This is a genomic window from Oscillibacter sp. PEA192 (genome assembly GCF_003574015.1).
GTDB classification, from domain to species: domain Bacteria; phylum Bacillota; class Clostridia; order Oscillospirales; family Oscillospiraceae; genus Oscillibacter; species Oscillibacter welbionis.
Map to the genome: position 1 here is coordinate 1,264,984 of NZ_AP018532.1, position 24,301 is coordinate 1,289,284.

The window sequence follows — 24,301 nt, forward strand, 5'->3', positions numbered from 1 at the left end:
TGCCCAGTGGGTTTACAGACTGCCGCGGCCTGCGTAAAATGGTAGAAAAGCGTCGAAGCGGCGGAGAGGAGGCGTGAGATGTCCATCGAGCTTTGGGCGGCCCGGTTGGAGCGCCCGCTGACGGAGCGGGAGACGGAGGCCATGCTGCCCCTGCTGCCCCCGGAGCGGCAGGAGCGGCTGCTGCGGATCAAGCAGTCGGAAAAGCGGCGGGAGCCCCTGTGCGCCTATCTCATTCTACGCCATGCCTTGTGGGAGCAGTACCGCTGGCGGGAGCTTCCGCCTATCCGGCTCACCTCTCTGGGCAAGCCCTACTTCCCGGATTTCCCGGAGGTCCACTTCAATCTGAGCCACACCACCGGCGCGGTGCTGGTGGCCCTGTCCGGGGAGCCGGTGGGGGTGGATATCGAGCACATCCGGCCGGTGAGCGAGCGGGCCATGCGGCGTCTGGCGGATGTGACCACGGAACGGGCCTTCTTCCAGAGCTGGGTCCGGCGGGAGGCCCGGGCCAAGCGCAGCGGCGCCGGCGTGGGGACCATGCTGGCGTCGGAGACCCCGCTCCAGCCTGGGGAGCGATTCTATTTTCTGGACACCTTTCCGGGCTATGTGGCGGGAGTGGCCACCCGGGACGGGGGCCCGCCAGGCCAGGTGCGCAAATACTCCCTGGATGAGATGATGGGATAAAAGCGGGGGAGAAAAAAGGCGGCGGGGCAGTGCCCCGCCGTCTCCCGGTCGGTTTATACGATCTTCCGCAAAGGCAGCGGCTCCGCCGCATCCTTCTGCTCCGCAAAGTAGCGGATGATGTCTTTTCGGGTGACGATCCCGGTGAAGTTCCCCAGGTCGTCCACCACAGGGATGAAGTTCTGGTTCATGGCGCTGTGGAGGAGCTCTTCCATGGTGACGGTGATCCGGACGGGAGGATAGCTGTTGCCCCGCAGAATGTCCCGGACCTGCAGCCGCTCCATGTCCTTCATGGAGTAGGCAGTCAAGGTCTCGCAGTCCTTGGACAGGAGCTGCCAGAGGAAATCCCCCTCACTGACTGTACCGACATATTTCCCATCCCGGCTGATGACGGGGATGGCGGTATAGCCGTGGTGCCGCATCTTTTCCAGTCCCTGACGGAAGGTGCAGTCATCGTACAGATAGGCGACGCTGTGCTTCGGGAGCAGAAAATAAGCTATGTTCACTTTGCTGCCTCATTTCTAAGGGCGGGGGCCCGCCCGTATTCGGCCTTTCCGGCCTTCTGAAAAAAGTATACAGGAAATGCCTGGGGAATTGGTGAATAATCTATGAAATCTGCCGGAGAACGGTCTTTACTTTTTCGACAGAGGCTGTTATTATAAAATGTGATATATGCAACAGAAGGGAGCGGCCGCGATGTTGACCCCACAGGAACTGAAAAAGAGCCCCTTGTTTCAGGACATCGGGTACGAGAATTACCAGCAGATGCTGGACTGCTTTCAGGCGGTGCAGCGGAGCTATCGGGTGGACGAGGTGATCTACGACTTCTCCGGCCCGGCTGGCAACGCCGTAGGCGTGGTGGAGCGGGGGGAGGCATCCCTGATCCGCATCGATGAGGAGGGAGTCGCCACTGTGCTGGAGGAGCTGGGCCCCGGCGGTGTGTTCGGCAAGAGCCTGGCGTTTTCCACCTCCGGCCGGGACAGCTTGGAAGTGGTCTGCCGCACGGCCTGCGACGTGGTGTTCATCGACTATCCCCATATTCTGAAGCGGTGTGAGCGGGCCTGCACCCATCACAGCCTGCTGGTGCAGAATATGCTGCGGCTGATCTCAGACAAGGCCCAGGCCCTGTCCGAGCGGGTGGACGTTCTCTCCCGCCGGTCCATCCGGGAAAAGCTCCTGTGCTACTTCAACCAGCTGGCGGAGAAGGAGGGGAGCCGGACCTTCCAGCTGCCCTTCTCCCTGAGTATGCTGGCGGATTACATCGCCACGGACCGCAGCGCCATGATGCGGGAGCTGAAGCGATTGAAGGAGGAGGGCGTCCTCCGGTCCGAGGGGCGGCGCATCACCCTTTGTACAGGATGATTGACCGGCCAGAAGGGGCGCTGGAAAGTTTGTTATTTTTTTCGCAGAATCCCCGCAAAAACGGATTGACTGCTTTCGGGGGTTGTGTTAAAGTATAGACAATGTGTCGTGTCGAAGGATACATCGCCGCAAATACCAAAATTCGATCATTCGGGAAAGAAGGAACACTATGTATCGTATCGTGAGAAAAGAGGCCCTCCGTCCCACCGTCACCCTGTATGAGATCGAGGCACCCCTGGTCGCCAAGAAGGCCCAACCGGGCCAGTTCATCATCCTGCGCGTGGATGAGAACGGCGAGCGAATCCCCATAACGATCAACGACTATAACCCGGAGAAGGGCACCGTCACCATCATCGTCCAAACCGTGGGTGCCACCACGGAAAAGCTGAGCCACATGAAAGAGGGCGACAGCCTCCAGGACTTTGTGGGCCCCCTGGGCAAGGCCACCGAGACCGAGGGCAAGAAGAAGGTCTGCGTGGTGGGCGGCGGTGTCGGCTGCGCCATCGCGTATCCCGTGCTGAAGAAGTTCCACGACTGTGGGGCCGAGGTCCACGCCGTCATCGGCTTCAAGAATAAGGATCTGGTGATCCTGGAGGATGAGTTCCGGGCCGCAAGCAGCGTACTGAAGGTCTGCACCGACGACGGCTCCTATGGCCAGAAGGGCGTTGTCACCGAGGCGCTGAAGGAGCTGATTGACGCTGGCAACCAGTATGATGAGGTGTTCGCCATCGGACCCATGGTGATGATGAAATTTGTTTCCAAGACCACGGAGCCCTACGGCATCCCCACCACCGTGTCCATGAGCCCCATCATGATTGACGGCACCGGCATGTGCGGCGGCTGCCGCCTGAGCGTGGGCGGCGAGATGAAGTTCGCCTGCGTGGACGGCCCGGATTTCGACGGCCACAAGGTGGACTGGGATCTGGCGGTCAAGCGGAACCAGATGTATCGGGACTTTGAGGCCCACAAATATGAGGAGACCTGCAACCTGTTCAAGAAGGAGGCCGAATAATCATGGCCAATATGTCTTTGAAGAAGAATCCCATGCCCTCTCAGGAACCCGATGTCCGCAACAAGAACTTCGACGAGGTGGCCCTGGGCTATACTGAGGAAATGGCCATCGACGAGGCCAAGCGCTGCCTGAACTGCAAGAACCCCAAGTGCGTGAACGGCTGCCCCGTGAACGTACATATTCCCGAGTTCATCGCCAAGGTGGCGGAAGGCAAGTTTGACGAGGCCTTCGGCGTCATCACCTCCACCAACAGCCTGCCCGCCATCTGCGGCCGTGTCTGCCCCCAGGAGAACCAGTGCGAGGGCCAGTGCATCCGGGGCATCAAGGGTGAGCCCGTGGGCATCGGCCGTCTGGAGCGGTTTGTGGCGGACTATCACAATGCCCACGGCCATCAGGGCGGCGCTCCCGCCGTGCCGGAGAGCAACGGCCACAAGGTAGCTGTGGTAGGCTCCGGCCCTGCGGGCCTGACCTGTGCCGGCGATCTGGCCCGGAAGGGGTATGACGTCACCGTGTTCGAGGCGCTGCACCAGGTTGGCGGCGTGCTGGTGTACGGCATCCCGGAGTTCCGTCTGCCCAAGGCCATTGTGGCCAAGGAGGTGGCCCGGCTGGAACACTTCGGCGTGAAGATCATGACCGACACCGTGGTGGGCCGCACCATCACCGTGGACGAGCTGATGGATGAGATGGGTTTTGAGGCCGTGTTCATCGGCTCCGGCGCCGGCCTGCCTATGTTCATGAACATCCCCGGCGTCAACTACAAGGGCGTGCTGTCCGCCAACGAGTTCCTGACCCGCATCAACCTGATGAAGGCATACCTGCCCGATTCCGACACGCCCCTCATCCATCCCAAGAAGGTGGCCGTCGTAGGCGGCGGCAACGTGGCCATGGACGCCGCCCGGTGCGCCAAGCGCCTGGGTGCAGAGGTCTATGTTGTGTACCGCCGCGGCATGGAGGAGCTGCCCGCCCGCCGTGAAGAGGTGGAGCACGCCGAGGAGGAAGGCATCATCTTCAAGACTCTCTGCAACCCGGTGGAGGTGCTGGCGGACGAGAACGACGATGTGAAGGGAATCCGCTGCATCCGGATGGAACTGGGCGAGCCCGATGCCTCCGGCCGCCGCCGTCCCATCGAGGTCCCCGGCAGTGAGTTCGACGTGGACGTGGACTGCGTTATTATGGCCCTGGGCACCAGCCCCAACCCCCTGATCAAGTCCACCACCAAGGGCCTGGAAATCAACAAGAAGGGCGGCATCGTGGTGAACGAGGACGGTCTCACCTCCCGCGAGAATGTCTATGCCGGCGGCGACGCCGTCACCGGTGCTGCCACCGTCATCCTGGCCATGGGCGCCGGCAAGACCGCGGCTAAGGCCATCGACGAGGCGTTGAGCAAGAAGTAAGATCTCCCGGACTTTTTACAAGGCGGGCAGCGAAAGCTGCCTGCCTTGTCCCTTTTGGTTGGAATCTGTCGGATTAGCCTTGACAGCAGGTGCGGGGACCGATATAATCAAGGTGCCTGGTTCCCTCAGGTGGAGGGCGCCACGCGGCTTTGGGACAGCGCGGAGGCGAACGCAGCAAACTGTGTCTTGAAGGGAAAAACGATGGCTTATTGCAGAAAATGTGGTGCATTGATCGATGACTATGCGGCGGTCTGCCCGAAATGCGGCACACCTCAGAACGGAGGACCGAATAATCCTCCACCGGCAGCGGACAACGGCGGCTTCCTGTGGGGGCTTCTGGGCTGCTGTATTCCCATTGCAGGATTGATCTTGTTCCTGGTATGGAAGGATACCAAGCCCCGGACTGCCAAGGCGGCGGGCATCGGCGCCCTGGTGTGCGTGATCGCCTATGTACTGATGTACGTTGCGGCGGCGGCTCTGGGCATCAGCGCAGCGGTGTATGCCTATTAAGCTGCGGCGCTGGCTTTGGCGGTGGCTTCCGATTCTCTTCGGATGCCACTGCCGGCCGGATCGCTCTTTCCATTTTCGGGACGGAACGCCCTTTCCCATCTGCGCCCGGTGCACCGGGGAGCTGGCGGGCATCCTGGCGGGGCTGGCAACCTGGTGGGCGGTCCATCCCCCGGCGGGAGTGGCGGCTGTGCTGCTGGTTCCGTTGATTGCGGACGGACTTCTCCAGCTTTGTACGCCCTATGAGAGCGGTAATCTCCGGCGGCTGGCGACGGGGCTCCTCTTCGGCTACGGGCTGACGGTGCTTCTGCTCACGTCCTTGGGCTGGGCCTATCAATGGGGCTTTGGCTTTGGGAAAACATTGCTGGATCCCTGAGAAGATCAGCAGCCGTGACATCCAGGAGGCAAGACCATGCTGGAACTGTGTTTTGATATGTCAACCTGCGGTGCCCTGCGGGTGGCCCAGCGCTGCGGCGGGAGCGGACGGAAAGGCTTCGGATTCGTTCTCAGCCGCACAGAGGACGGCGGAAATGTGACATCTACTACGGTCATCGGCTTCGATGACGGAAAAGCGCCCGCGGGAGAAGAGATCCACCAGATCCAGCGGGCCCAGCGGCGGCAGGCGGCCCTGGAACGGGAGGCCATCCCCCTGGGCGGCAGTCCGAGTGATGTACTGGTCTTGTCCCTGGGACTGGATATGGGGGATATCCGAGAACCGCTGGGGGCGGACCGGTGGGACCTGCTGCGCCGGTGGTGTGATGGTGATGATGAGACCACGGACCGGGACTGGCAGCGGAATTTGGAGGCAGCGGAGCGATTGAGGTCCTGCGGCTCTAGGGACGCCGTCCGTATTTGGGTGGACCATACGCCATACGGCGCCTGCGGTCTGCTCCACGCTGCCAGCCTGCTGAAAGACACAAAGGCCGACGTCCGCGTGGTGTTCCTGCCGCCCTGGCGGGAGCGGCCGGACGGCGTCGTGGAGACCTACCTGGGTTGGGGCGAGGTGGAGCCGGAGCTGTTCGGACGCTTCCTGTCCCGGGAGGAGCCGCTGCCGCCGGTGATGCTGGGCGCTATGGCCCATCGGTGGGAGGTGCTCCGGCAGGAGAACGCCCCGATCCGGGCGGTGGTGAACGGCCGGGTCCGCAGCGTGGGGGAGGACTTCTACGACGAAATGATCCGACGCCATCTGCCCGAGGGCCAGACGAAGATCGCCAACATCATTGGAGAGGTTCTGGGCCGGGAGAAGCCGGGCATCGGCGACGTCTGGCTGGCGGAGCGCATCCGGCAGATGCTCTCCACCGGGGAGCTGCGGATGCTCCGGGAGGACCGGGAGCGGTTTTACCGCTCTGTGGTAGAAAGGACTTGACATTTCCCGGGAAATCTGTAAAATAAAACATCAATATAGGTCCGCCGCCGGGCGGACAAAGGCGTTTGCCCCTGCATCCGTAGGCCATTGGAGATGCGGGGCGCGGGCGCCTTTTATTTTTTGCTGTCAGAGGAGGAGTGATTTGCATGGCATGGGTATTTCTGGCATGCGCGGGACTTCTGGAGGTGTTCTGGTCCTCGTTCCTGAAACTGTCCGATGGCTTCACGAAGCTGGGCTGGTCCGTGATGACCATTGCGGGGATGCTGGCCAGCTTCTATTTGCTGAGCCAGGCCATGAAGACGCTTCCCCTGGGCACTGCCTACGCCGTCTGGACCGGCATCGGGGCCGTAGGCTCCGTGGCGGTGGGCATCCTGATCTTCAAGGAGCCGGTGACCGCCGCCCGGATGTTTTTCACCGTGTTGCTGCTGACGGGCATTGTCGGCATCAAGCTGACCTCTTCCCACTGAGGGAAAACAGAAAACGAGGACCGGTCCGGTCCTCGTTTTTCCATAGATGCCGTTACAGGTCCACCACCGTCACATCGTGGCCCGTGTGGGGGAGAAAGACATGCAGCAGGTCCTCCGTCCGCAGGCGGAGGCTGGCGTCGTTCTTGCAGGGGTGGCAGCCGAACCAGGCCGCGTCATGGACTGCCCGGTCCATCACCAGCCGGACCCGGCGCTCCGTGTCATAGGCCAGGCCCAGCACGCTGGCAGAGCCGGGGGTGCAGCGGAGCATGGACTCCATCAGCTCCGGCGGGGCGAAGGAGAGGCGGGTGGTGCCCAGTTGGGCGCTGAGGACCTTGGTCTGGAAGGGCTTGCCGCCGGGCATGGTCAGCAGGTAGAACGCCGTCTTCTGCCGGTTGCAGAGAAACAGGTTCTTGCAGATGGAGATGCCCAGCACCTCGCTGACCACATCGCAGTCGGCGATGGTGTCGGCGGTCTCGTGGGCCACCCAAGCATAGGGGATGTGCAGCCGGTCCAGCAGGGCAAAGGTCTCCAGCTCCACGGCGGCGCGGCCCTCTGCCGGGGCGGCGGTGCGGATCTCTGAGATCTCCACGGCTCACACCCCCGCCAGCAGCTTTTCCCCGGCCCGGTAGATGTCACCGGCGCCTACGGTGAGGATCAAGTCGCCGGGCCGGGCCGCCTGCCGCAGAGCCGCCGCCGCCTTGTCCAGGGTGGAACAGTACACAGCGCCGGGGATATTGCGGCACAGGTCCGCCGAGGAGATGCCCAAGGTGTTCTGCTCCCGGGCGGCGAAGATCTCCGCCAGGATGGCCACGTCCGGGATTTTCAGCTCTTCCACGAACCGCTCGAACAGCTTGGCGGTGCGAGAGTAGGTGTGGGGCTGGAAGGCCACCACCAGCCGTTCATACCCCATTTCCTTGGCGGTGGTGAACAGGGCGTGGAGCTCGTCGGGGTGATGGGCGTAGTCATCGTAGACCTCCGCCCCATGATAGGTACCCTTGTGCTCGAATCGGCGGCCGGCGCCGGTGAAGGAGGCCAGGCCCGTCTCCACCGCATGGCCCGGCAGGCCCAGTGCCCAGGCCGCAGAGGCTGCCGCCAGGGCGTTGAGAACATTGTGGTGGCCGTAGACGTGGAGCTCTACGCGGGCGTATTTCTCGCCGCGGATCATCACGTCGAATACCGGCCTGCCGTCCACCTCCGTCAGATTGGCGGCGGTGCAGTCGGCGGCATGGTCCAGGCCGAAGGTGAAGATGGGATGCTCCAGCCCGGCCACCGCCTCCATGGCGCTGGCGTTGTCCGCGTTGACGATGACGGACCCCGCCGGGGGCACCAGCTCCGCAAACCGGCGGAAGGAGTGCTGGATGTCGGCCAGATCCTTGAAGAAGTCCAGGTGGTCCTCCTCCACGTTCAAAATCACTGCCACGGTGGGGAAGAAGCTGAGGAAGCTGTTGCAGTACTCACAGGACTCCAGGATGATGGTGTCCCCCTGGCCCACCCGGTAGCCGGCGTGGAGCAGGGGCAGGGTGCCGCCGATCATCACCGTGGGATCCGCCTCCGCCGCCATGAAGATGTGGGTGCACATGGAGGTGGTGGTGGTTTTGCCGTGGGTACCGGCCACGCACAGCGCGTTGGGATACCGCTGCATGATGGCACCCCAGGCCTGGGCCCGCTCGTACACGGGGATACCCCGGGCCACGGCACCGGCGATCTCCGGGTTGCTGTCGTGGACGGCAGCGGTGCGGACCACCAGATCGCAGTCCCCCAGGTTTTCGGCGTTGTGGCCGATGGCCACGGGGATGCCCAAGGACCGGAGGTGGCGGACCGTGTCGCTCTCCGTCATGTCGGAGCCCTGGACATGGAGGCCCATGCCCCGCAGCACCTCCGCCAGGGGGCACATGGACACGCCGCCGATGCCCACCAGATGGGCCCGCTTGCCGGGGACGATATAGTCGCGGATGGGATGGAGATTGTTCATCATGAAAAGACTCCTTATCTGAAGCGCACTGCCAGCGCGCCGCTGATGATTCTGTGGGAATACCATGAGGTTGCCCAAAAACCTGCAATTCCTTACCAAATATTTCATTATAGTATGAGAAGACGGAAAATGCAACCAGAGAAATCCAGGGCCCCGTTTCAAGATCAGCGGTGGCGGCCCCAATTCCGTCGGCTTCACCAAACTGAGCGCAGCCGTAAGAGGAAGGTAATTTGCCGCATACCTGTGGCAGCTTTGCGTAATTTGCCGGTTTGGATACGTGCCGCAGGAATCAACAAATCTTGCCTGCCGCAAAAGAAAGAAGCCAAAAGCCGCCTGCACAGTCTGAACGCAAATGTTAATATACGTTGCTTGCGAAAACAGGCTGTTTCTCGTACAATGGCGTTAACCAGAAAGGAGTTCATTCCCTATGTTATGTGAAAACATCAAAGCCATCAGAAAATCAAAAGGGCTATCGCAGGAGGAACTTGCGATCAAGCTGAATGTGGTGCGGCAGACCATCTCCAAATGGGAGCAGGGATTGTCTGTTCCGGATGCTGATATGCTGATCTCCCTGTCAGAGGCGTTTGAAACACCTGTGAGCACGCTGCTCGGAGAACCTGTCACAGCGGCGAAGGCTGATGACCTGAAAGCGGTTTCCGAAAAGCTGGAGATCATAAATTTGCAGCTGGCACAGGGGAAGGAGCTGCGGCGAAAAACAGCTCGCTGCCTGCTTATTGGATTGTGTACGGCCATCGTAATTATTTCCGCAGTTTTCATTTACTGCGGGAGTCCTTATCTGGGGTGGAATTATCACGATCCGGAAACCGCCGTTGTTGGAGTCGCTTTTCACGCATTTGAATGGCTGTTTGTCAGGTTTGCGCCGATGCTCTTGATAGGAGCAATCCTTGGGATTTTCCTGACACGGAAGAAGGCATAGAGCGGGCCTGTTTTGGGGTGCAATTCAGTTCCCGAAATTCCAGCCTGAGGGGCGGAAGGCATTGCTTCCACGCCTGGACAACATGGGCAGCTGTGTTCCGCGGGGAAAACAGCTGCCCACGTCTTTTGCCCACGGGTGGAAACATGACCGGCTGTGAAGGAGCGGAGATCCAGGCATAGTTTCACCCAAATGACAGAAGATTTCCTTGTTCCGTGAAATCACGATCATACTTCAAAAGGCAGAATCCGGTGGCCCCTGCCTTGCGGCGGGTCGCTTGGTGTGGTATCATCAGAGCAGCGCGAGGTACAGGAGGAATGGAGGAGGCCCATGATCCGAAGAATGGGGAAGGGCGACCTGGATGCTGTGGCGGCCATCTGGTTGGACGCCAACCGGGAAGCCCACGATTTCATCCCAGCAGCCTATTGGCTGGGACATTTTGCAGAGGTCAGGACTGCGCTGGCCCGGGCGGAGGTCTGGGTCTTTGAGACGGAGGCGCGGGCCGAAATTTCAGGCTTCATCGGACTTCTGGGAGACTACATCGCCGGCATCTTCGTCCGGAGGGAGGCCCGGTCCGGCGGCGTGGGTCGGCAGCTGTTGGACCACGTGAAGACCAGCCGCGGGCAGCTGCGCCTGCAGGTCTACCGGAAAAACCTCCGGGCGGCAGCCTTCTACCGGCGGGAGGGGTTCCGTGTCCTGGAGGAGGGCGTGGATCCCGAGACTGGGGAAGCGGAACTTCTTATGGAGTGGCGATGGGACGGCCCGCAGAGCTGATCCGCGATACGCAAGGAGAATGGACATAAGGGAGGTGGGCACATGACAACGGTAACGATCCCCGCTCCGGTAGGGGAGATCCTGAAAACACTGGAGGCGGCGGGGTATGGTGCATGGTGCGTGGGCGGCTGCGTCCGGGATGCCCTGCTGGACCGGATGCCGGGGGACTGGGATGTGACCACTTCCGCCCGGCCGGAGGAGACTATGGCCCTGTTTGCCGGCCGGGCTGTCCCAACTGGTCTGCGCCACGGCACCGTCACCGTAAAGACGGAGCAGGGTGGCGTGGAGATCACTACACTCCGGCGGGATGGTGCCTATCGGGACCACCGGAGGCCGGAGACCGTGACGTTCACCGACTCTCTGGAGGAGGATCTGCGGCGCCGGGACTTCACCATCAACGCGATGGCAGCGGACCTGCAGGGGACCCTGTACGACCCTCTGGGCGGCCGGGCAGACCTGACGGCGAAGGTCCTGCGGTGTGTGGGAGAGCCGGACCGCCGGTTCGGCGAGGATGCCCTCCGCATCCTGCGGGGACTGCGGTTCGCGGCGGAGCTGGGGGTCACTGTCCATCCGGATACAGCGGTGGCCATCCACCGGAACCGGGAATTGCTGAGAGCCATTGCTCCGGAGCGGATCTGGGCGGAGCTGAAAAAGCTGGTGTCCGGAAAATGGGCCGCAGAGGTCCTGCGGGCCTATCCGGATGTGGCTGGCGTCTTCTGGCCGGAGATTCTGCCCATGGTGGGGTTTGACCAGCGGAACGGCCACCATTGTTACGATGTGTGGGAGCACACTCTCCATGCCATGGAGAAAGTAAAACCGGAGCCGGAGCTGCGGCTGACCATGCTGCTTCACGATATTGGAAAGCCAAATTGCTTTACAGTGGATGGGCTGGGCTGCGGACACTTTTACGGCCATCCGGCGGAGAGCGCCCGCATGGCGGAGGCCATGCTGGGTCGCCTCCGGGCCGAGACGGTTCTCCGGGAGACGGTGGTGCAGCTGGTGGCTTGGCATGACCGCAACATCCCACGCACCCGCCCGGGCGTGGCTCGGGCACTGGGGGCACTGGGGGAGCGGGACCTGCGGCGTCTGCTGGATGTGAAGCGAGCGGACAATCTGGCTCAGGCCCCGGCGTACCGCTTCCTGCAGGGGGAGATCGACAGGGCGGAATGCATCCTGGACCAGCTGCTGGTGGAGGGCGCCTGCGTATCCCTGCGGCAGCTGGCGGTGAACGGGCGGGACCTGCTGGCCATGGGACTCTCCGGCCCCGCGGTGGGACAGACTTTGCGGGAACTGCTGAACGCTGTGCTGGATGACTCCCTGCCCAACGAGCGTCACGCGCTGTTGGCCGCTGTCAGGGATCGGGCACACCGAAGCTGAAGGCAACGGAAAAGAGAGAAGCCCCGGACACACACGTGTGCCCGGGGCTTTTGGTATGAACTGGGAGAAGGGGAAGCGCTCAGAACAGGCGCAGCTGTTCCGCCACCCGGCGGCGGCCGGTGGTCTCCCGGACCACCGGCTCCGGCAGTTCCCGCAGGAAGGGAGAGAACTCCGGCGCGGCGGTGAGGATCAGTTCCTCCCGGGCCCGGGTGAGGCCCACAAAGAAGAGCCGCCGCTCCTCTTCCGCATCCGCCGGGCGGCCGGGGGACTCCAGGGGCATCGCTCCGGCGGAGAGACCCGCCAGGAACACCGCAGGGAATTCCAAACCCTTGGCACCGTGGAGCGTCATCAGGCGCACTGCGCCGGAGGCCCAGTGTTTGCCGGATGCCCGCCGGAGGTCTGCCTCCTGGCCCAGGACCAGAGCATCCCAGAGGCTGTCGAAGTCCTCGTGGAATACCGCCGTGTTCCGCAGGCGTTCCAGGGCCGGAGAGGTGCCGTACTGTTCCTCCCACTGTTCCACCAGCTTCCGGGGTGTTTCCGTCTGGACCAGAGGGAGCCAGACCTCTGTCCGGTCCAGCCAGTTTTCCAGAATGCCGTGGCCCCGGACCGCCTCCTGCAGGGCCGCCGAGTCCAGCGTGCCCATCTTTTGGCAGAGCGTCTGGGCCTTCTGGATGAGATCTGCCGGGCAGTTCCACAGCAGCCGGAGGGCGGACTCCAGCGCCGCGTTGTCTGCTGGCACCACCAGGGAACGGAGGAAGCCCAGCGCCCCCCGAACCGCCGGGTCATCCAGGAAGTCCTCCCGCCCGGTGACAAGACAGGGAATATCGTCGTGGCGGAGGCATTTCTCCACCAGCTCCAGCTGCCGGTGGGTGCGGCAGAGCACCGCAATATCGGAAAAGGCCCGCACCGTCCGCTCGTGGCCCAGGGCCTGGGCCTCCAGCATGTCCACGCCGCCGGTCATACGGCCGATCTCCTTGGCGATGAATACGGCCTCGGAGAAGCTGTCCGCTGCCTGGACCAGTCGCACGGCAGGACCGGCGGGGCAGTGGGGAGTCAGTATTCGGCCCCCGCCGGGATTATGACCGATCACTGCCAAGGCCGTATCCAGAATGGCCGGAGCAGAGCGGTAATTTTCTGTTAGGTGAATTTCCTTTACACCAGGATGCTCCTCTTGAAGCCGCTGGAAGCACCGGCAGTCGGCGCCCCGGAAGCCGTAGATGGACTGGTCCGGGTCGCCGATGACGAACAGCTCCCCGCTCCGGCTCCAGGACCGGACCAGCTGGTACTGGATATCGTTGATATCCTGAAACTCGTCCACCAGCACATGGCGGAAGCACCGCAGACCGGTGACATCCCGCTTCAGTCCTTCGGTCAGCAGGTCGTCGAAGTCCAGGGCGCCCAGGTCTCGCAGCCGGGCCTGATAGGCGTCGTACAGCTCCGCGTCCAGACCGGTATCCTCCGGGGACACGCCGTTTTTCACCCGGGAGACAGACTGGAGCAGCGTTTTTCCGCCGCCCTTTCGGCCGGACTCCCGCAGCACCTGCTCCGCGATGGTCAGGGCCTCGCCGGGACTGATGAGCCGCACGTCGCCAAGCAGTTTCAGACAGATGGCGTGGAAGGTGCCGATGGTCATGGCCGCCACCGCCCGCTTGCCGCCCAGACGCTGTTCCAGCCGGGCGCGCATCTCTGCCGCCGCTTGATTGGTGAAAGTGACGGCGGTAATCTCTCCGGGGCGGACGCCCCGTTCCTCCACCAGCCAGGCGATCCGGGCCACCAGGGTGCGGGTCTTGCCGGTGCCGGGGCCCGCCGTCACAGCGGTTACCGGCGCGGTGGAGGTGACAGCCTCCAGCTGCGGGGGATTCAGCGCCTCCGGCTGGGGAGCAGCCGGGGCCGCTTCTGGCGCCAAAACGTGCTGCAGCTCCCGGCGGGGCTTGGATTTGCGCACAGGCAGGTCCAGGCCAAACAGAGAGATCTGCCCGCTGAACCGGGCGATCTCACCGGGGGTCAGCAGGGAGATGACGCCGTACTCCCCGTCAAAGCCCGCCCGGCGCTCCACCTGCCCGGCCCGCAGGCGGCGGATGCCCTCCGCCACGCAGGGGCCGGCCGTGTGGGCGATATCCTCCACAGGCACCTCCCGCAGGATGGAGAACTCCGGCCCCAGGGCATGGAGCATCTGCTCGTACAGCGCCTGGGTATTCTTCCCAGCGGCGGAGACTCCGGTGGAGGCGGCGATCACCTCCGGCAGGGGCGCCAAACTCTCAAAGGGTTTGGCACCCTCGGGACGAAACCCTGCAGGACGGTCCGCCAGGGCCTCCACCCGGTGCTCCACGCCGATGGTCAGTTTCTTCCCGCAAACGGGGCAGACGCCGCCCAGCGCCGCTGTCTCCGCCGGGGTCAGGCAGACGCCGCAGTTCCGGTGGCCATCCAGGTGGTACTTGCCCTCCTCGGGGAAGAACTCCACCGTGCCCTGGAATCCCTCTCCGGTGCGGATGGCCCGGACCAGCTCCGGGTAGGTGAGGCCGGTGTCCAGAAGATCCGCCTCCCGGCCCAGCTTGGAGGGGGAATGGGCGTCGGAGTGGGAGACCAGGGTGAGTCCGTCCAGGGCAGAGACCCGCCAGTTCATGGGCGGATCAGAGGAGAGGCCCGTCTCCACCGCGTGGATGTGGCCGGTCAGATCCCCGAAGCACTCCTCCATGGTATCGAAGCCGGAGAAGGCGCCAAACAGAGCGAAGTGGGGCGTCCAGATGTGAGCGGGGATGAATTCCGCGTCCGGGCAGGTGTCCAGGGTCAGCTCCAGCAGGTCCCGACTGTCCAGCCCCAGAATGGGCCGTCCGTCGGAGTGGATGTTGCCGATGGCCTCCAGCCGGGCGGAGAGCTCGTCCGCCGCCTCCAGAGAGGGCAGCAGGATCAGGTTGTGGACTTTCCGGGTTCTGCCGTGGCGCTTGTAGATGCAGCTGATCTCCCCGGTGATAACGAACCGGGGCGCCTCGCCCGGGGCGACATCCGGCAGGCGCAAATCCTGGCGCAGGGTATAGACGCCCTCTCCGGCGGGCACCAGCTGCTCCCGCAGCTCGGCGCGCCAAGCGGGGTGGGTGAAGTCCCCGGTGCCCACCATTCGGATGCCCTTTCGCCGGGCCCACCAGTCCAGGTGGGGGAGATCTCCGTCCTTACTGGTGGCCCGGGAAAAGCGGGAGTGGATGTGGAGGTCGGCAATGTACATGGAAGTCCTCCTCTGTCGAATCAAGTCGATTCCATTATAATCTCTTCCATCCGACAGCGCAAGGCGGAGAAAAGCAGCCCGGCGTGTTCCGCCGGGCTGCTGAAAAAATCATTTATGGGTTTTGCCTGCCGGAGGGCATGCGCTTCGGGACGCGAGCCAGGCGCGGGAACACTGCCCGGAACAGGGAGGAGGCCAGGATGACCCCAACCGCCAGGGCGGCCGCCATGCCCAGAGTGCCCAGCAGGGCGCTGAGGAATTGCTCTGTGTCGCCCTCCAGACAGTAGCCCATGGCGTAGTAGATGCCGCCGCCGGGCACCAGGGGCAGCAGGGCCACCAGCTGATAGCCGGTGACGGGGCAGCGGCGGATACGTGCCATGACTTCTGAGAACAGACTGATGGCCATGGCGGCGAAAAAGCCTGCCAGGATGGTCTTGCCGGCCAGCAGATACACCAGCCATCCCAGAGCGCCGCCACAGCAGGCAATCAGCTTGCCGGGGCCATGGATATTGAACACCAGAGTGAATCCGATACAGCCGGCGAAAGCACACAGGCAGGGCAGAACATATTGAGACCAGATATCCATAAAAGTAGATCCCCTTTACAGAATATACCCGATGCCCAGGCCCACAGCGGCCCCCAGAGCGATACCCGTGGCGATCAGAATAGCCTCCGCCGTCCGGCTGAGTCCGGAGTAGGTGTCGCCGGCCACGATCTCCCGCATGGCGTTGGTCAGGGCCACGCCGGGCACCAGCAGCATCAGGACGCCGATGGTCACCAGGTCCACATTATTCCCCAGGCCCGCCCGCACCAGCAGAAGAGACAGCAGGGAGGCGATGCCGCTGCATACCAGCGTCCGCAGAAAGCTGTTGCTGCCCAGCCATCTGCCGCCAAAGAGCAGGCAGGTGCCCACCACCAGACCGCAGAAGAAGGCGCTCAAGCTGTCCCAAAACCCGCCGCCGAACAGGGGACAGAAGAAAGCGGGGGCGATACCGTAGCCCAGCAGCACCGTGGCGGGGCGGTGGCGGCGGCAGGAGGCAGGGAGGCGGTCCACCATGGCCCGGGCCTCGTCCAGGGGCGGTACGGTACGGCAGAGCTGGCGGCATAAAGCGTTGCAGCTCTCCAGTAGCTCCAGATCCGTGCCGTGGGCACTGATCCGGCGCATCCGGGTCACCGGACGGCCATCCTCCGCCATCAAACTGACAATCAAACAGCTGGGGATGGCAAACACCTGGGCGTCCTTGCCTTGGTAGGCCTGCAGCAGCCGGTAGACGGACTCCTCCACACGGGAGATTTCCGCGCCGCTCTCTGCCAGCAGGCAGCCCAGCGATGTGGCTAGATTCAACAGCTTGTCCGAATCCATAAAACGCCTCCTCTCGCCTTTTTAAGATATGCGATTTTTGGAAAAAACACAAGGGATATTTTGACGAAACGCGCCGCGCAGGGGAGCCCTTGACAAAAAGGAGCGGTTTCTGTATAATCGAATAGTCCGAAATCGGACAAAATAAGACGGGAGGGATTCGATGGGACAGGAAGTTCTGGATGCTTTCTGGAAATCCAATGACCGAATCTACAATGAGAATACCCTGCTGTACCACCGTCTGGCCCGGGCCTGCGGCCTGCCGGACTGCGCCTTCTGGCTGCTGTACACCCTGCGGTCGGAGGAGGCGCCCCTGACCCAGACCCAGTTGAGCGAGCAGCTGTCCCTACCCAAGCAGACGGTGAATTCCGCCCTGAAAAAGCTGGTGGAGGAGGGAGTCCTCCGCTTGGAGGCGGCGGACGGCAATCTGAAAAACAAGCGGGTCTGTCTGACAGAGGCGGGCGAGGCATTCCTCCGCCGCACTGTGGACCGCGTGTTCGGCGTAGAGAGCGCCGCGGCCGCCCGCCTGACCGAGGAGGAGCGGTCGGCGCTTGTGGCATTGAGCCAGAAGCTGCTGGATGCCTTTCGGGCGGAGACGGAAGCTTTTTTACAGACCGCTGCGATAGGAGACTGATGTATGCAGATCAAACTTTCTGACCATTTCACCTACGGACGGCTGCTGCGTTACACACTGCCGACCATCGTTATGATTATCTTCACCTCTCTGTACAGCGTGGTAGACGGACTGTTCGTATCCAACTTGGTGGGGGACCTGGCCCTGTCGGCGGTGAATATCGCCTTCCCCATCACTATGATCATCGGCGCCTTCGGCTTCATGCTGGGCACCGGCGGCAGCGCCATCGTGGCCCGCACGCTGGGGGAGGGGAAGCCGGAGCTGGCCTCCCGATATTTCACGCTCTTCATCTGGTGCGTGGCGGGGCTGGGCGTGGTGCTCTCCATTGTGACCATCGCCTTCATCGAACCCATCATGCGTTTTGCCGGGGCTAGCGACCTGCTGCTGGAAGACTGCATCGCCTACGGCCGGATCCTGCTGGCCGGCAGTGCCGTGTTCATGCTCCAGAGCGCCTTTCAGAGTTTCTTTTCCGTGGCGGAGAAACCCAAGCTGGGGTTACTGCTCTCCCTGGCTGCCGGAGCCACCAACATCACCTTTGACTACGTGTTCATCGCCCTGCTGGGCATGGGTGTCACCGGTGCCGCATGGGCCACAGTGCTGGGCTACTGCGTGGGCGGTGTCATCCCGGTGGTGTACTTCCTGCTTCCCAGAAGAGAGGGCCTGCGGCTGGTGCGGACGAACTTTTACGGCCGGGAACTGCTTCACGCCTGTATCAACGGCTCCTCGGAGCTGATGAGCAACATCTCCGCCTCCGTGGTGGGCATCCTCTACAACATCCGGCTGATGGACCTTCTGGGAGAGCCGGGCGTGGCGGCCCACTCGGTGATGATGTACGTGGATTTCGTGTTTGTGGCTGCCTTTCTGGGGTTCTCCATGGGCAGCGCCCCCATCGTCAGCTATCACTACGGGGCGGAGAACTATGATGAGCTGAAGAACATCTTCCGCCGCAGTGGCGTCATCATCGCCGCTACCTCCGTGGCGATGGTGGCGGCGTCGGAGCTCTTAAGCCGGCCCCTGTCTGCTGCCTTCGTGGGGTACTCTCCGGACTTGCTGGAGCTGACCACCCACGGCTTCCGGATCTTTGCCCTGTGCTACCTCTTCTGCGGGCTGAATATCTACGCATCCGCCTTCTTCACGGCCCTGTGCAACGGCGCCCTGTCGGCCCTGATCGCCTTCACCCGCACGCTGCTGCTGCGGGGTGGACTGGTGCTGGTGATGCCGGTGTTCTTCGGCGTGGATGGCGTCTGGTGGTCCGTGGCAGCGGCGGAACTGCTGGGGGTGGTGCTCTCGGTGGTGCTGCTGGTGCTGATGCGGCGGCGTTACCATTACGCCTGACGGGGGAAAACGCGGATATGTTACAAGACGGCGGCTCCGCTCAGGTGGTATGCTGGCTGGTGCCGACAGGAGGGAAGAACCATGAGACAAGCGGCGCGGACCGCCCGATATGACCAGGCTCTGGGGCTGGAGGCGTACAGCCTCCGGGCGGTGGACAGGCCCTTTCCCAGCCACTTTCACGACCATTATGTGATCGGCGTGGTGGAGCGGGGGACCCGGACCCTCACCTGCGGCCGCCAACGGCAGGTCATCGGCCCGGGAGACGTGCTGCTGTTCAACCCGGGAGACAGCCATGCCTGCATCCAGGCGGACGGGGCTCTGGACTACCGGGGACTGAATATCCCACGCAGCACCATGCTGGCCCTGGCGGAGGAGATCATGGGCAGCCGGGCAATGCCCGGCTTTTCCGTGGCCGTGGTTCGGGACGGAGAACTGGCAGGCCGCCTCCGGGCCCTGCACCGGGCGGTGCTGGGGGAGGAGCCGGAGCTCCGGAGGGAGGAGGCGCTGCTGCTGGCCTGGGGCCTCCTGCTGCCGGGGTACGCCGGGATGGTGGAAACGGTTTCTGCCTGCCGGGTGGAGGTGGAGCGGACCTGTGCGTTCATCCGGAGCCACTATGCCCGGCATATCACGCTGGAGGAGCTCAGCCTTCAGGCGGGACTGAGCAAATCCGCCCTGGTCCGGGCCTTTGCCAAGGCCAAGGGCGTCACGCCCTACCGCTATCTGATGGCGGTGCGGATCAGCGAGGCACGGCGCCTGCTGGAACGGGGTGTCTCCTCTGCAGAGGCCGCCGTGGAGACAGGCTTTTCCGATCAGAGCCATTTCACCAACTATTTCACTGCCTTCACCGGCCTGACGCCGGGGGCCTGCCGGGAGCTGTTCCGGCAGGAATGGGAGAGAGGATGACACAGCCGTGGAGACGAATCCTGCACGGGGCCACCTGGCGGCCCTGCTGACCATTGTGATCTGGGGGACCACCTTCATCTCCACCAAGGTGCTGCTGGTGGATTTCCAGCCGGTGGAGATCTTGTTTATCCGGTTCATGATGGGCTTTCTGGCGCTGCTGGCAGTCTGTCCTCGCCGCCTGCAGGGCGTCACACGGCGGCAGGAGGGATTGTTTGCCCTGGCGGGGCTGTGCGGCGTGTGCCTGTACTACCTGCTGGAGAACATCGCCCTGACGTACACCATGGCCTCCAACGTGGGGGTCATCATCTCCGTGTCTCCCTGCTTCACCGCCCTGCTGACCCATTTTCTGATGCGGGGCGAGGAGCGGCTGCGGCCCACATTTTTCGCAGGCTTTGCGGTGGCCATGGCGGGGATCTGCCTTATCAGCTTCAACGGCTCTGCCCTGGAGCTGGACCTCCGGGGGGATTTGCTGGCGCTGCTGGCCGCCTTCGTGTGGGCCTGTTACGCCCTCTTGTCCCGGAAGATCAGCGCCCTGGGCCATCCCACTGTCCTGACCACGCGGCGAACCTTTTTCTACGGGCTGGCATTCATGCTGCCGGCGCTGATGGTCTCTGGCGTCCGGCTGGAGCTCACGCGACTCACAGCCCCGGTGAACCTGGGGAATCTGCTGTTTCTGGGGCTGGGGGCCTCGGCCCTGTGCTTCGTCACCTGGAACTTCGCGGTGAAGGCACTGGGGGCGGTGAAAACCAGCGTGTACATCTATCTGGTGCCGGTGATCACAGTGGCGGCCTCCGTGCTGATCCTGCGGGAACCCTTCACCTGGATGACCGGAGCCGGTACGGTACTGACCCTGATCGGGCTGCTTCTCTCTGAAGGCAAACTCCATTGGAAAGAGGGAACACACCATGAAACAGGAACTGGACAAATGCGTCCTGGTGATTGATGAGGCCATGCCCCGGGGCCTCGCTGCCAACACAGCGGCCATCCTGGGCATCACATGGGGCCGGCTGCGGCCGGAACTGGTAGGGGAGGACGTGACCGACGCTGCCGGAGCCATTCACCCCGGGATCATCCGCACGCCGGTGCCGGTGCTCTCCGGCAGGCCGGAGACTTTTCAGACCCTGCGGCGGCAGCTGGCCGAGCTGGAATTTGCAGATGTGGCGGCTGTGGACTTCACAGATCTGGCCCAGAGCTGCCGTACCTACGGCGAGTTCATCGAAAAAATGGCCCGCACCGGGCCGGGGGAGCTGCGATACCTGGGCATGGCCCTTTTGGGCCCCCGGCATCAGGTGGACCGGCTGACCGGAAGCCTGCCGCTGCTGCGGTAGGGAAAAAACGCAAGAATGGGGCCGCGCCCGGTTGCGGCCCCATTCTCGTATCATTTCCCGGAGGACTTATGGCCCCTGCTGGATCAACAGATCCACCTCAGCATCACCGCCATTGGTGTACAAATAGCTGCAGGCAAAGCCGTTCACTTCCCAGATGGCATACGACATACTATCGTATTGGTAGTATGCGACGCTGACGCCCGCAATCTCTCTGCTCTCCTCCAGTGTGCCGCCGTAGATTCCGCTGATGTCTCCACTCCCATACTGGATACGAAACTGGGAGCCGTCCGCATAGTCCACCTGTCCCATGGTGGGGTACCCATCTGAGATGAACACGGAGTACGCCTCCACCTCTTTCTCCAGCACAGGGACCTTGAAGTCCAGATATGCTTCCATCTCTGCGGCGGACGCGACTGTGAGGATGGGATTCGGGATTTGAACCTGCTGAGGATCCGGGGCAGCGCGCCCTCTGCCCTGAATCAGCAGTGCCCCGCCGGCGGCCAGCAGGCACAGGCAGGCCGCCGCGGCGCCCCACCGGACCCAAAAGGACTGCCCGTGCTTTCGCCTGTACCGGGCGGCCTCTTCCACATACCTGCCGTCGAGCGCACTCAGAGCATCAGAAAACTTCTTTGCATTCATAAAAACGCCTCTCTTTCTGCCAGATATTGTTTCAGCTTCCTTCGGATCCGGGTCAGCCGGACGGAGATATTTTTTTCGCTCAGCCCGACAAGCCCGGCGATGTCCCGGCAGCTGTCAGAAAACCAGTAGCGCCGCATGAAGATTACGCGGTTCTCTGCGGACAGCGTATCCAAAAAGCACGCAATGACGCGGGCGAGCTCCCTTGCCTCCACCTCTTCCTCGGCGCTCTTTCGGTCTGGAAGACACTCCTCGACTTCCTGCAAAGCAAGGGTGTAAGGACTGTTTCGCTTGGCAGCGCCCTTTTTCCAATAGCACTTCAGGGAAATGTTGCGGACGATCCGCGCCATATAGGGCAGCAGAGAGTCCGGTTTTGCCGGGGGAATGGCATTCCATGCCCCCAGGTACGCATCATTGACGCACTCATCTGCGTCCTGCCTGTCATTCACGATGTGATAGGAGAGACTGTGGAATAGTTTTCCATATTTCGCGTCCAATGCCTCGATAGCCTGTTCGGAACGTGCAAAGAACAGTGTGATGATCTGTTCCTCATCCATGGTTGCTCCACCTCCTTTCCGGTTTCACTTTGTACACTACGTTTTTTTCGGCAAATCCTACAACAGATTCCAGTATTTTTTCAATATACGATCATGCGGCCATACGGCCGGAAGAGAAGCGGAGAAGGCCGCAGTTCCAGCTGCGTCTGCGGAAAAGACAACATTGCATCCCAGGTGACAAACCGGGGGAAGTGTGGTAAAATATTCCGGTATGAAAATTTCTGTTCCCCAAGGAGTCCTTTATGGAAAACTATTTTGAACCGAATCTCACCGACGACCAACTGCGCGCTATCAGTTCCATCGGCCTGGCCCACATGGGGGACGCCGTGTTCGAGGTGCTGGTGCGCACCTGGCTCTGTGCCCATGGCAAGGCCACGGGAAGGGGGCTGCACCAGGCCACCATTGCCCTGGTGCGGGCGGAGAGCCAGGCGGAGAAGGCGGAGCGGATCCTGCCCCTTTTGACGGAGGAGGAGGCCGCTGTGTTCCGCCGCGGGCGGAACGCTCACGTGAAGTCGGTACCCGGCCATGCCACCCGGGCCCAGTACGGCGAGGCCACGGCCCTGGAGGCCCTGTTGGGCTGGCTGTATCTGAAGGGCCGGCGGGACCGGATCAATGCGCTTTTCCGCGCGATGATGGAGGAGTAAGACCATGCCATTGGATGGAATCTGTATGCAGGCGGTGGCGGAGGAGCTGCGACCGGAGCTGCTGGGCCTGCGGATCGATAAGGTCCAGCAGCCCGCCCGGGACCAGGTGATCCTGCTGCTGCGGGGGAATAAGCGGCTGCTGCTGAACGCCGGGGCCAACACTCCCCGCATCCAGCTGACCGCCCTGACAAGGGACAACCCGGCGGAGCCCCCCATGTTCTGTATGCTGCTGCGCAAGCATCTGGTTGGGGGACGGGTGGCTGCGGTCACCCAGCCGCCCCTGGAGCGGCTGGTACGGCTGGAGCTGGACGTTACTGACGACTTCGGTCAGCCGGGGCGGCGGACCCTGGTGCTGGAGGCCATGGGCCGCCGGTCCAACCTGATCCTACTGGATGGGGAGGGCCGGATCATCGACTGCCTCCGTCGGGTGGACGCGGACATGTCTGCTGCCCGGCAGGTGCTGCCGGGGCTGTATTATGAGCCGCCTGCCTCCGTAGGCCGCCTGCCGGTGACGGAGGAGACGGAGAACGGCTTCCGAGAGAAGATCTCCGCCGCAAACCCGGAGCGGAGTGTGGACGCCTTTCTGCTGGACCACTACTTCGGCATCTCCCCCCTGATCGCCCGGGAACTGGCCTTCCGCTCCGCAGGGGAGACGGATGCCCATCTCTTTGACCTGGGAGCGGTGGGAGAGGACCGCCTCTGGAAGGAATTGTCCGGGCTCATCAGAGATATACAGGAAAATCACTTTACACCAATCTGCCTGAAAAAAGATGGGAAGATGGCAGATTTCACCTACTGCCCCATCGCCCAGTACGGCCCTGTTATGGAGACCGTCCGGTATGACACGTTCTCCACCCTGATGGATGACTTCTACGCCCTGCGGGAGCAGCAGGAGCGGGTGCGTCAGCGGGGGGCGGACCTGCTGCGGACTGCCACCACGGCACGGGACCGCATCCGGCGGAAACTGGCCATGCAGGAGAAGGACTACGCCGCCACACAGAACCGGGACCAGCTGCGGATCTACGGCGACCTGATCACCGCCAACCTCTACCGCATGGAGCGGGGGGCGGCCAGATTGGAGACGGAGAATTTCTATGACCCGGAGTGCCGCTCTGTCGCCATTCCCCTGGACCCGCTGCTGACGCCCCAGCAAAACGCCGCCAAATACTACAAGCGCTACACCAAGGCCAAGACGGCGGAGAAGTATCTGGCGGAGCAGATGGCCCTTGCCCGCCGGGACCTGGACTATCTGGAGAGTGTGCTGGAGGAGTTGAGCCGGGCAGAGACGGAACAGGACTTTTTGGACATCCGCGGCGAGCTGCGGGACGCGGGCTTCCTCCGCCGACAGGGAAAAAAGGAACAGAACCGGCCTGCAAAGCCTCTGGAGTTCCGCACCACCTCCGGCTTCCGGGTGCTGGTGGGGCGGAACAACCGCCAGAACGACAAGCTGACCCGCAGCGCGGACCACCGGGACATCTGGCTCCATACCCAGAAGATCCACGGTTCCCACGTGATCCTCTGCACAGGCGGCCGTGAGGTGGACGATGACACCATCGTGGAGGCGGCCAAGCTGGCGGCCTGGTTCTCCCAGGCCCGGGAGGGTGCCAACGTCCCCGTGGACTACACACCGGTGAAGAACGTGAAGAAGCCCGCCGGTGCCCGGCCCGGCATGGTGATCTACTCCACCTGCCGTACCGTGAACGTGGCGCCGGAGGAGGGGCTTGTGAAGAAACTTCAATTGTCATAAAAAAGTTGTTAAAAAGAAGCTGCTTGTTGGTCAAGCAGCTTCTTTTTATTTCAAAATATCCAAAAACAGGAATCTTTTTTGTGCAGAATGGCTCTTG

26 protein-coding genes are annotated in these 24,301 nt (G+C 62.7%); 18 read left to right on the forward strand and 8 right to left on the reverse strand.

Features of this window, described 5'->3' with window-relative positions:
• The first annotated feature begins 78 nt into the window (after nt 1–78).
• Nucleotides 79–681, forward strand: a complete 603-nt coding sequence (locus DN611_RS06095; protein WP_119310886.1) for a 4'-phosphopantetheinyl transferase family protein — start codon at nt 79–81, stop codon at nt 679–681.
• 53 nt (nt 682–734) lie between these two features.
• Here the strand turns inward: DN611_RS06095 and DN611_RS06100 are convergent, their stop codons facing one another.
• Nucleotides 735–1,184, reverse strand: coding sequence for a CBS domain-containing protein (locus tag DN611_RS06100; protein WP_021749439.1), 450 nt, complete (start codon nt 1,182–1,184; stop codon nt 735–737).
• Nucleotides 1,185–1,374: 190 nt separating this feature from the next.
• On the opposite strand from DN611_RS06100, the gene DN611_RS06105 reads away from it, so the two are divergent.
• From DN611_RS06105 to DN611_RS06135, 7 genes are all read left to right on the forward strand, one after another.
• The gene (locus tag DN611_RS06105; RefSeq protein ID WP_025545017.1) at nt 1,375–2,040 is read left to right on the forward strand and encodes a Crp/Fnr family transcriptional regulator; all 666 of its coding nucleotides are present in this window, start codon (nt 1,375–1,377) and stop codon (nt 2,038–2,040) included.
• Nucleotides 2,041–2,209: 169 nt separating this feature from the next.
• Nucleotides 2,210–3,052 carry a sulfide/dihydroorotate dehydrogenase-like FAD/NAD-binding protein gene (locus tag DN611_RS06110; RefSeq protein ID WP_021749442.1) on the forward strand — a complete coding sequence of 281 codons (843 nt, stop codon included), beginning with the start codon at nt 2,210–2,212 and terminating at the stop codon, nt 3,050–3,052.
• Between the two features lie 2 nt (nt 3,053–3,054).
• Nucleotides 3,055–4,446 (forward strand): NADPH-dependent glutamate synthase, encoded by a 1,392-nt coding sequence (gene gltA / locus DN611_RS06115; protein ID WP_119310887.1) that lies wholly within the window; start codon nt 3,055–3,057, stop codon nt 4,444–4,446.
• 201 nt (nt 4,447–4,647) lie between these two features.
• Entirely contained in the window at nt 4,648–4,956 is a 309-nt protein-coding gene (locus DN611_RS06120) for a zinc-ribbon domain-containing protein (RefSeq protein ID WP_119310888.1), read from the forward strand.
• Nucleotides 4,946–5,329, forward strand: coding sequence for a DUF2085 domain-containing protein (locus tag DN611_RS06125; protein ID WP_021749445.1), 384 nt, complete (start codon nt 4,946–4,948; stop codon nt 5,327–5,329). Before DN611_RS06120 ends, DN611_RS06125 begins: the two co-directional genes overlap by 11 nt.
• A gap of 36 nt (nt 5,330–5,365) precedes the next feature.
• Nucleotides 5,366–6,319, forward strand: a complete 954-nt coding sequence (locus DN611_RS06130) for a DUF3658 domain-containing protein (RefSeq protein ID WP_119310889.1) — start codon at nt 5,366–5,368, stop codon at nt 6,317–6,319.
• A gap of 146 nt (nt 6,320–6,465) precedes the next feature.
• On the forward strand, nt 6,466–6,786 hold the full coding sequence (locus DN611_RS06135; protein WP_021749447.1) for a DMT family transporter: 321 nt from the start codon (nt 6,466–6,468) through the stop codon (nt 6,784–6,786).
• Nucleotides 6,787–6,838: 52 nt separating this feature from the next.
• On the opposite strand, the gene DN611_RS06140 is transcribed toward DN611_RS06135, so the two are convergent.
• Together DN611_RS06140 and murC are read right to left on the reverse strand one after the other, a co-directional pair.
• The gene (locus DN611_RS06140) at nt 6,839–7,375 is read right to left on the reverse strand and encodes a prolyl-tRNA synthetase associated domain-containing protein (protein WP_021749448.1); all 537 of its coding nucleotides are present in this window, start codon (nt 7,373–7,375) and stop codon (nt 6,839–6,841) included.
• A gap of 3 nt (nt 7,376–7,378) precedes the next feature.
• Complete coding sequence (murC, locus tag DN611_RS06145) at nt 7,379–8,761, reverse strand: UDP-N-acetylmuramate--L-alanine ligase (protein ID WP_036630415.1); 1,383 nt, start codon at nt 8,759–8,761, stop codon at nt 7,379–7,381.
• Nucleotides 8,762–9,185: 424 nt separating this feature from the next.
• On the opposite strand from murC, the gene DN611_RS06150 reads away from it, so the two are divergent.
• The 3 genes from DN611_RS06150 to DN611_RS06160 all read left to right on the forward strand — a co-directional run bounded on the left by DN611_RS06150 (nt 9,186) and on the right by DN611_RS06160 (nt 11,843).
• Complete coding sequence (locus tag DN611_RS06150) at nt 9,186–9,695, forward strand: helix-turn-helix domain-containing protein (protein WP_021749451.1); 510 nt, start codon at nt 9,186–9,188, stop codon at nt 9,693–9,695.
• A 327-nt stretch (nt 9,696–10,022) separates the two neighbouring features.
• Nucleotides 10,023–10,466: a GNAT family N-acetyltransferase gene (locus DN611_RS06155; RefSeq protein ID WP_021749453.1), complete on the forward strand. Its 444-nt coding sequence runs from the start codon at nt 10,023–10,025 to the stop codon at nt 10,464–10,466.
• A gap of 42 nt (nt 10,467–10,508) precedes the next feature.
• Nucleotides 10,509–11,843 (forward strand): CCA tRNA nucleotidyltransferase, encoded by a 1,335-nt coding sequence (locus DN611_RS06160; protein ID WP_119310890.1) that lies wholly within the window; start codon nt 10,509–10,511, stop codon nt 11,841–11,843.
• A 79-nt stretch (nt 11,844–11,922) separates the two neighbouring features.
• Here the strand turns inward: DN611_RS06160 and DN611_RS06165 are convergent, their stop codons facing one another.
• From DN611_RS06165 to DN611_RS06175, 3 genes are all read right to left on the reverse strand, one after another.
• Complete coding sequence (locus DN611_RS06165) at nt 11,923–15,063, reverse strand: UvrD-helicase domain-containing protein (protein ID WP_119310891.1); 3,141 nt, start codon at nt 15,061–15,063, stop codon at nt 11,923–11,925.
• Nucleotides 15,064–15,175: 112 nt separating this feature from the next.
• The gene (locus DN611_RS06170) at nt 15,176–15,646 is read right to left on the reverse strand and encodes a threonine/serine exporter family protein (RefSeq protein ID WP_119310892.1); all 471 of its coding nucleotides are present in this window, start codon (nt 15,644–15,646) and stop codon (nt 15,176–15,178) included.
• A 15-nt stretch (nt 15,647–15,661) separates the two neighbouring features.
• On the reverse strand, nt 15,662–16,423 hold the full coding sequence (locus tag DN611_RS06175; protein ID WP_021749457.1) for a threonine/serine exporter family protein: 762 nt from the start codon (nt 16,421–16,423) through the stop codon (nt 15,662–15,664).
• A gap of 160 nt (nt 16,424–16,583) precedes the next feature.
• On the opposite strand from DN611_RS06175, the gene DN611_RS06180 reads away from it, so the two are divergent.
• The 5 genes from DN611_RS06180 (at nt 16,584) to DN611_RS06200 (ending at nt 20,620) form a co-directional block, all read left to right on the forward strand.
• Complete coding sequence (locus DN611_RS06180; RefSeq protein WP_025545150.1) at nt 16,584–17,054, forward strand: MarR family winged helix-turn-helix transcriptional regulator; 471 nt, start codon at nt 16,584–16,586, stop codon at nt 17,052–17,054.
• A 3-nt stretch (nt 17,055–17,057) separates the two neighbouring features.
• Nucleotides 17,058–18,389 carry an MATE family efflux transporter gene (locus DN611_RS06185; RefSeq protein WP_021749460.1) on the forward strand — a complete coding sequence of 444 codons (1,332 nt, stop codon included), beginning with the start codon at nt 17,058–17,060 and terminating at the stop codon, nt 18,387–18,389.
• Nucleotides 18,390–18,470: 81 nt separating this feature from the next.
• Nucleotides 18,471–19,292: an AraC family transcriptional regulator gene (locus DN611_RS06190; protein WP_119310893.1), complete on the forward strand. Its 822-nt coding sequence runs from the start codon at nt 18,471–18,473 to the stop codon at nt 19,290–19,292.
• Nucleotides 19,293–19,299: 7 nt separating this feature from the next.
• Nucleotides 19,300–20,235, forward strand: a complete 936-nt coding sequence (locus DN611_RS06195; RefSeq protein WP_021749462.1) for a DMT family transporter — start codon at nt 19,300–19,302, stop codon at nt 20,233–20,235.
• On the forward strand, nt 20,198–20,620 hold the full coding sequence (locus DN611_RS06200; RefSeq protein ID WP_021749463.1) for a DUF2000 domain-containing protein: 423 nt from the start codon (nt 20,198–20,200) through the stop codon (nt 20,618–20,620). The genes DN611_RS06195 and DN611_RS06200 overlap by 38 nt, the downstream gene beginning before the upstream one ends.
• 66 nt (nt 20,621–20,686) lie before the next feature.
• Here the strand turns inward: DN611_RS06200 and DN611_RS06205 are convergent, their stop codons facing one another.
• The gene (locus DN611_RS06205) at nt 20,687–21,259 is read right to left on the reverse strand and encodes a hypothetical protein (protein WP_119310894.1); all 573 of its coding nucleotides are present in this window, start codon (nt 21,257–21,259) and stop codon (nt 20,687–20,689) included.
• Nucleotides 21,256–21,813 carry an RNA polymerase sigma factor gene (locus DN611_RS06210; protein ID WP_021749465.1) on the reverse strand — a complete coding sequence of 186 codons (558 nt, stop codon included), beginning with the start codon at nt 21,811–21,813 and terminating at the stop codon, nt 21,256–21,258. Before DN611_RS06210 ends, DN611_RS06205 begins: the two co-directional genes overlap by 4 nt.
• Nucleotides 21,814–22,055: 242 nt before the next feature.
• Here DN611_RS06210 and DN611_RS06215 point away from each other — a divergent pair, with 242 nt between their 5' ends.
• The gene (locus DN611_RS06215) at nt 22,056–22,457 is read left to right on the forward strand and encodes a Mini-ribonuclease 3 (protein ID WP_025545004.1); all 402 of its coding nucleotides are present in this window, start codon (nt 22,056–22,058) and stop codon (nt 22,455–22,457) included.
• 4 nt (nt 22,458–22,461) lie between these two features.
• Complete coding sequence (locus DN611_RS06220; RefSeq protein WP_119310895.1) at nt 22,462–24,204, forward strand: Rqc2 family fibronectin-binding protein; 1,743 nt, start codon at nt 22,462–22,464, stop codon at nt 24,202–24,204.
• Nucleotides 24,205–24,301 lie beyond the last annotated feature (97 nt).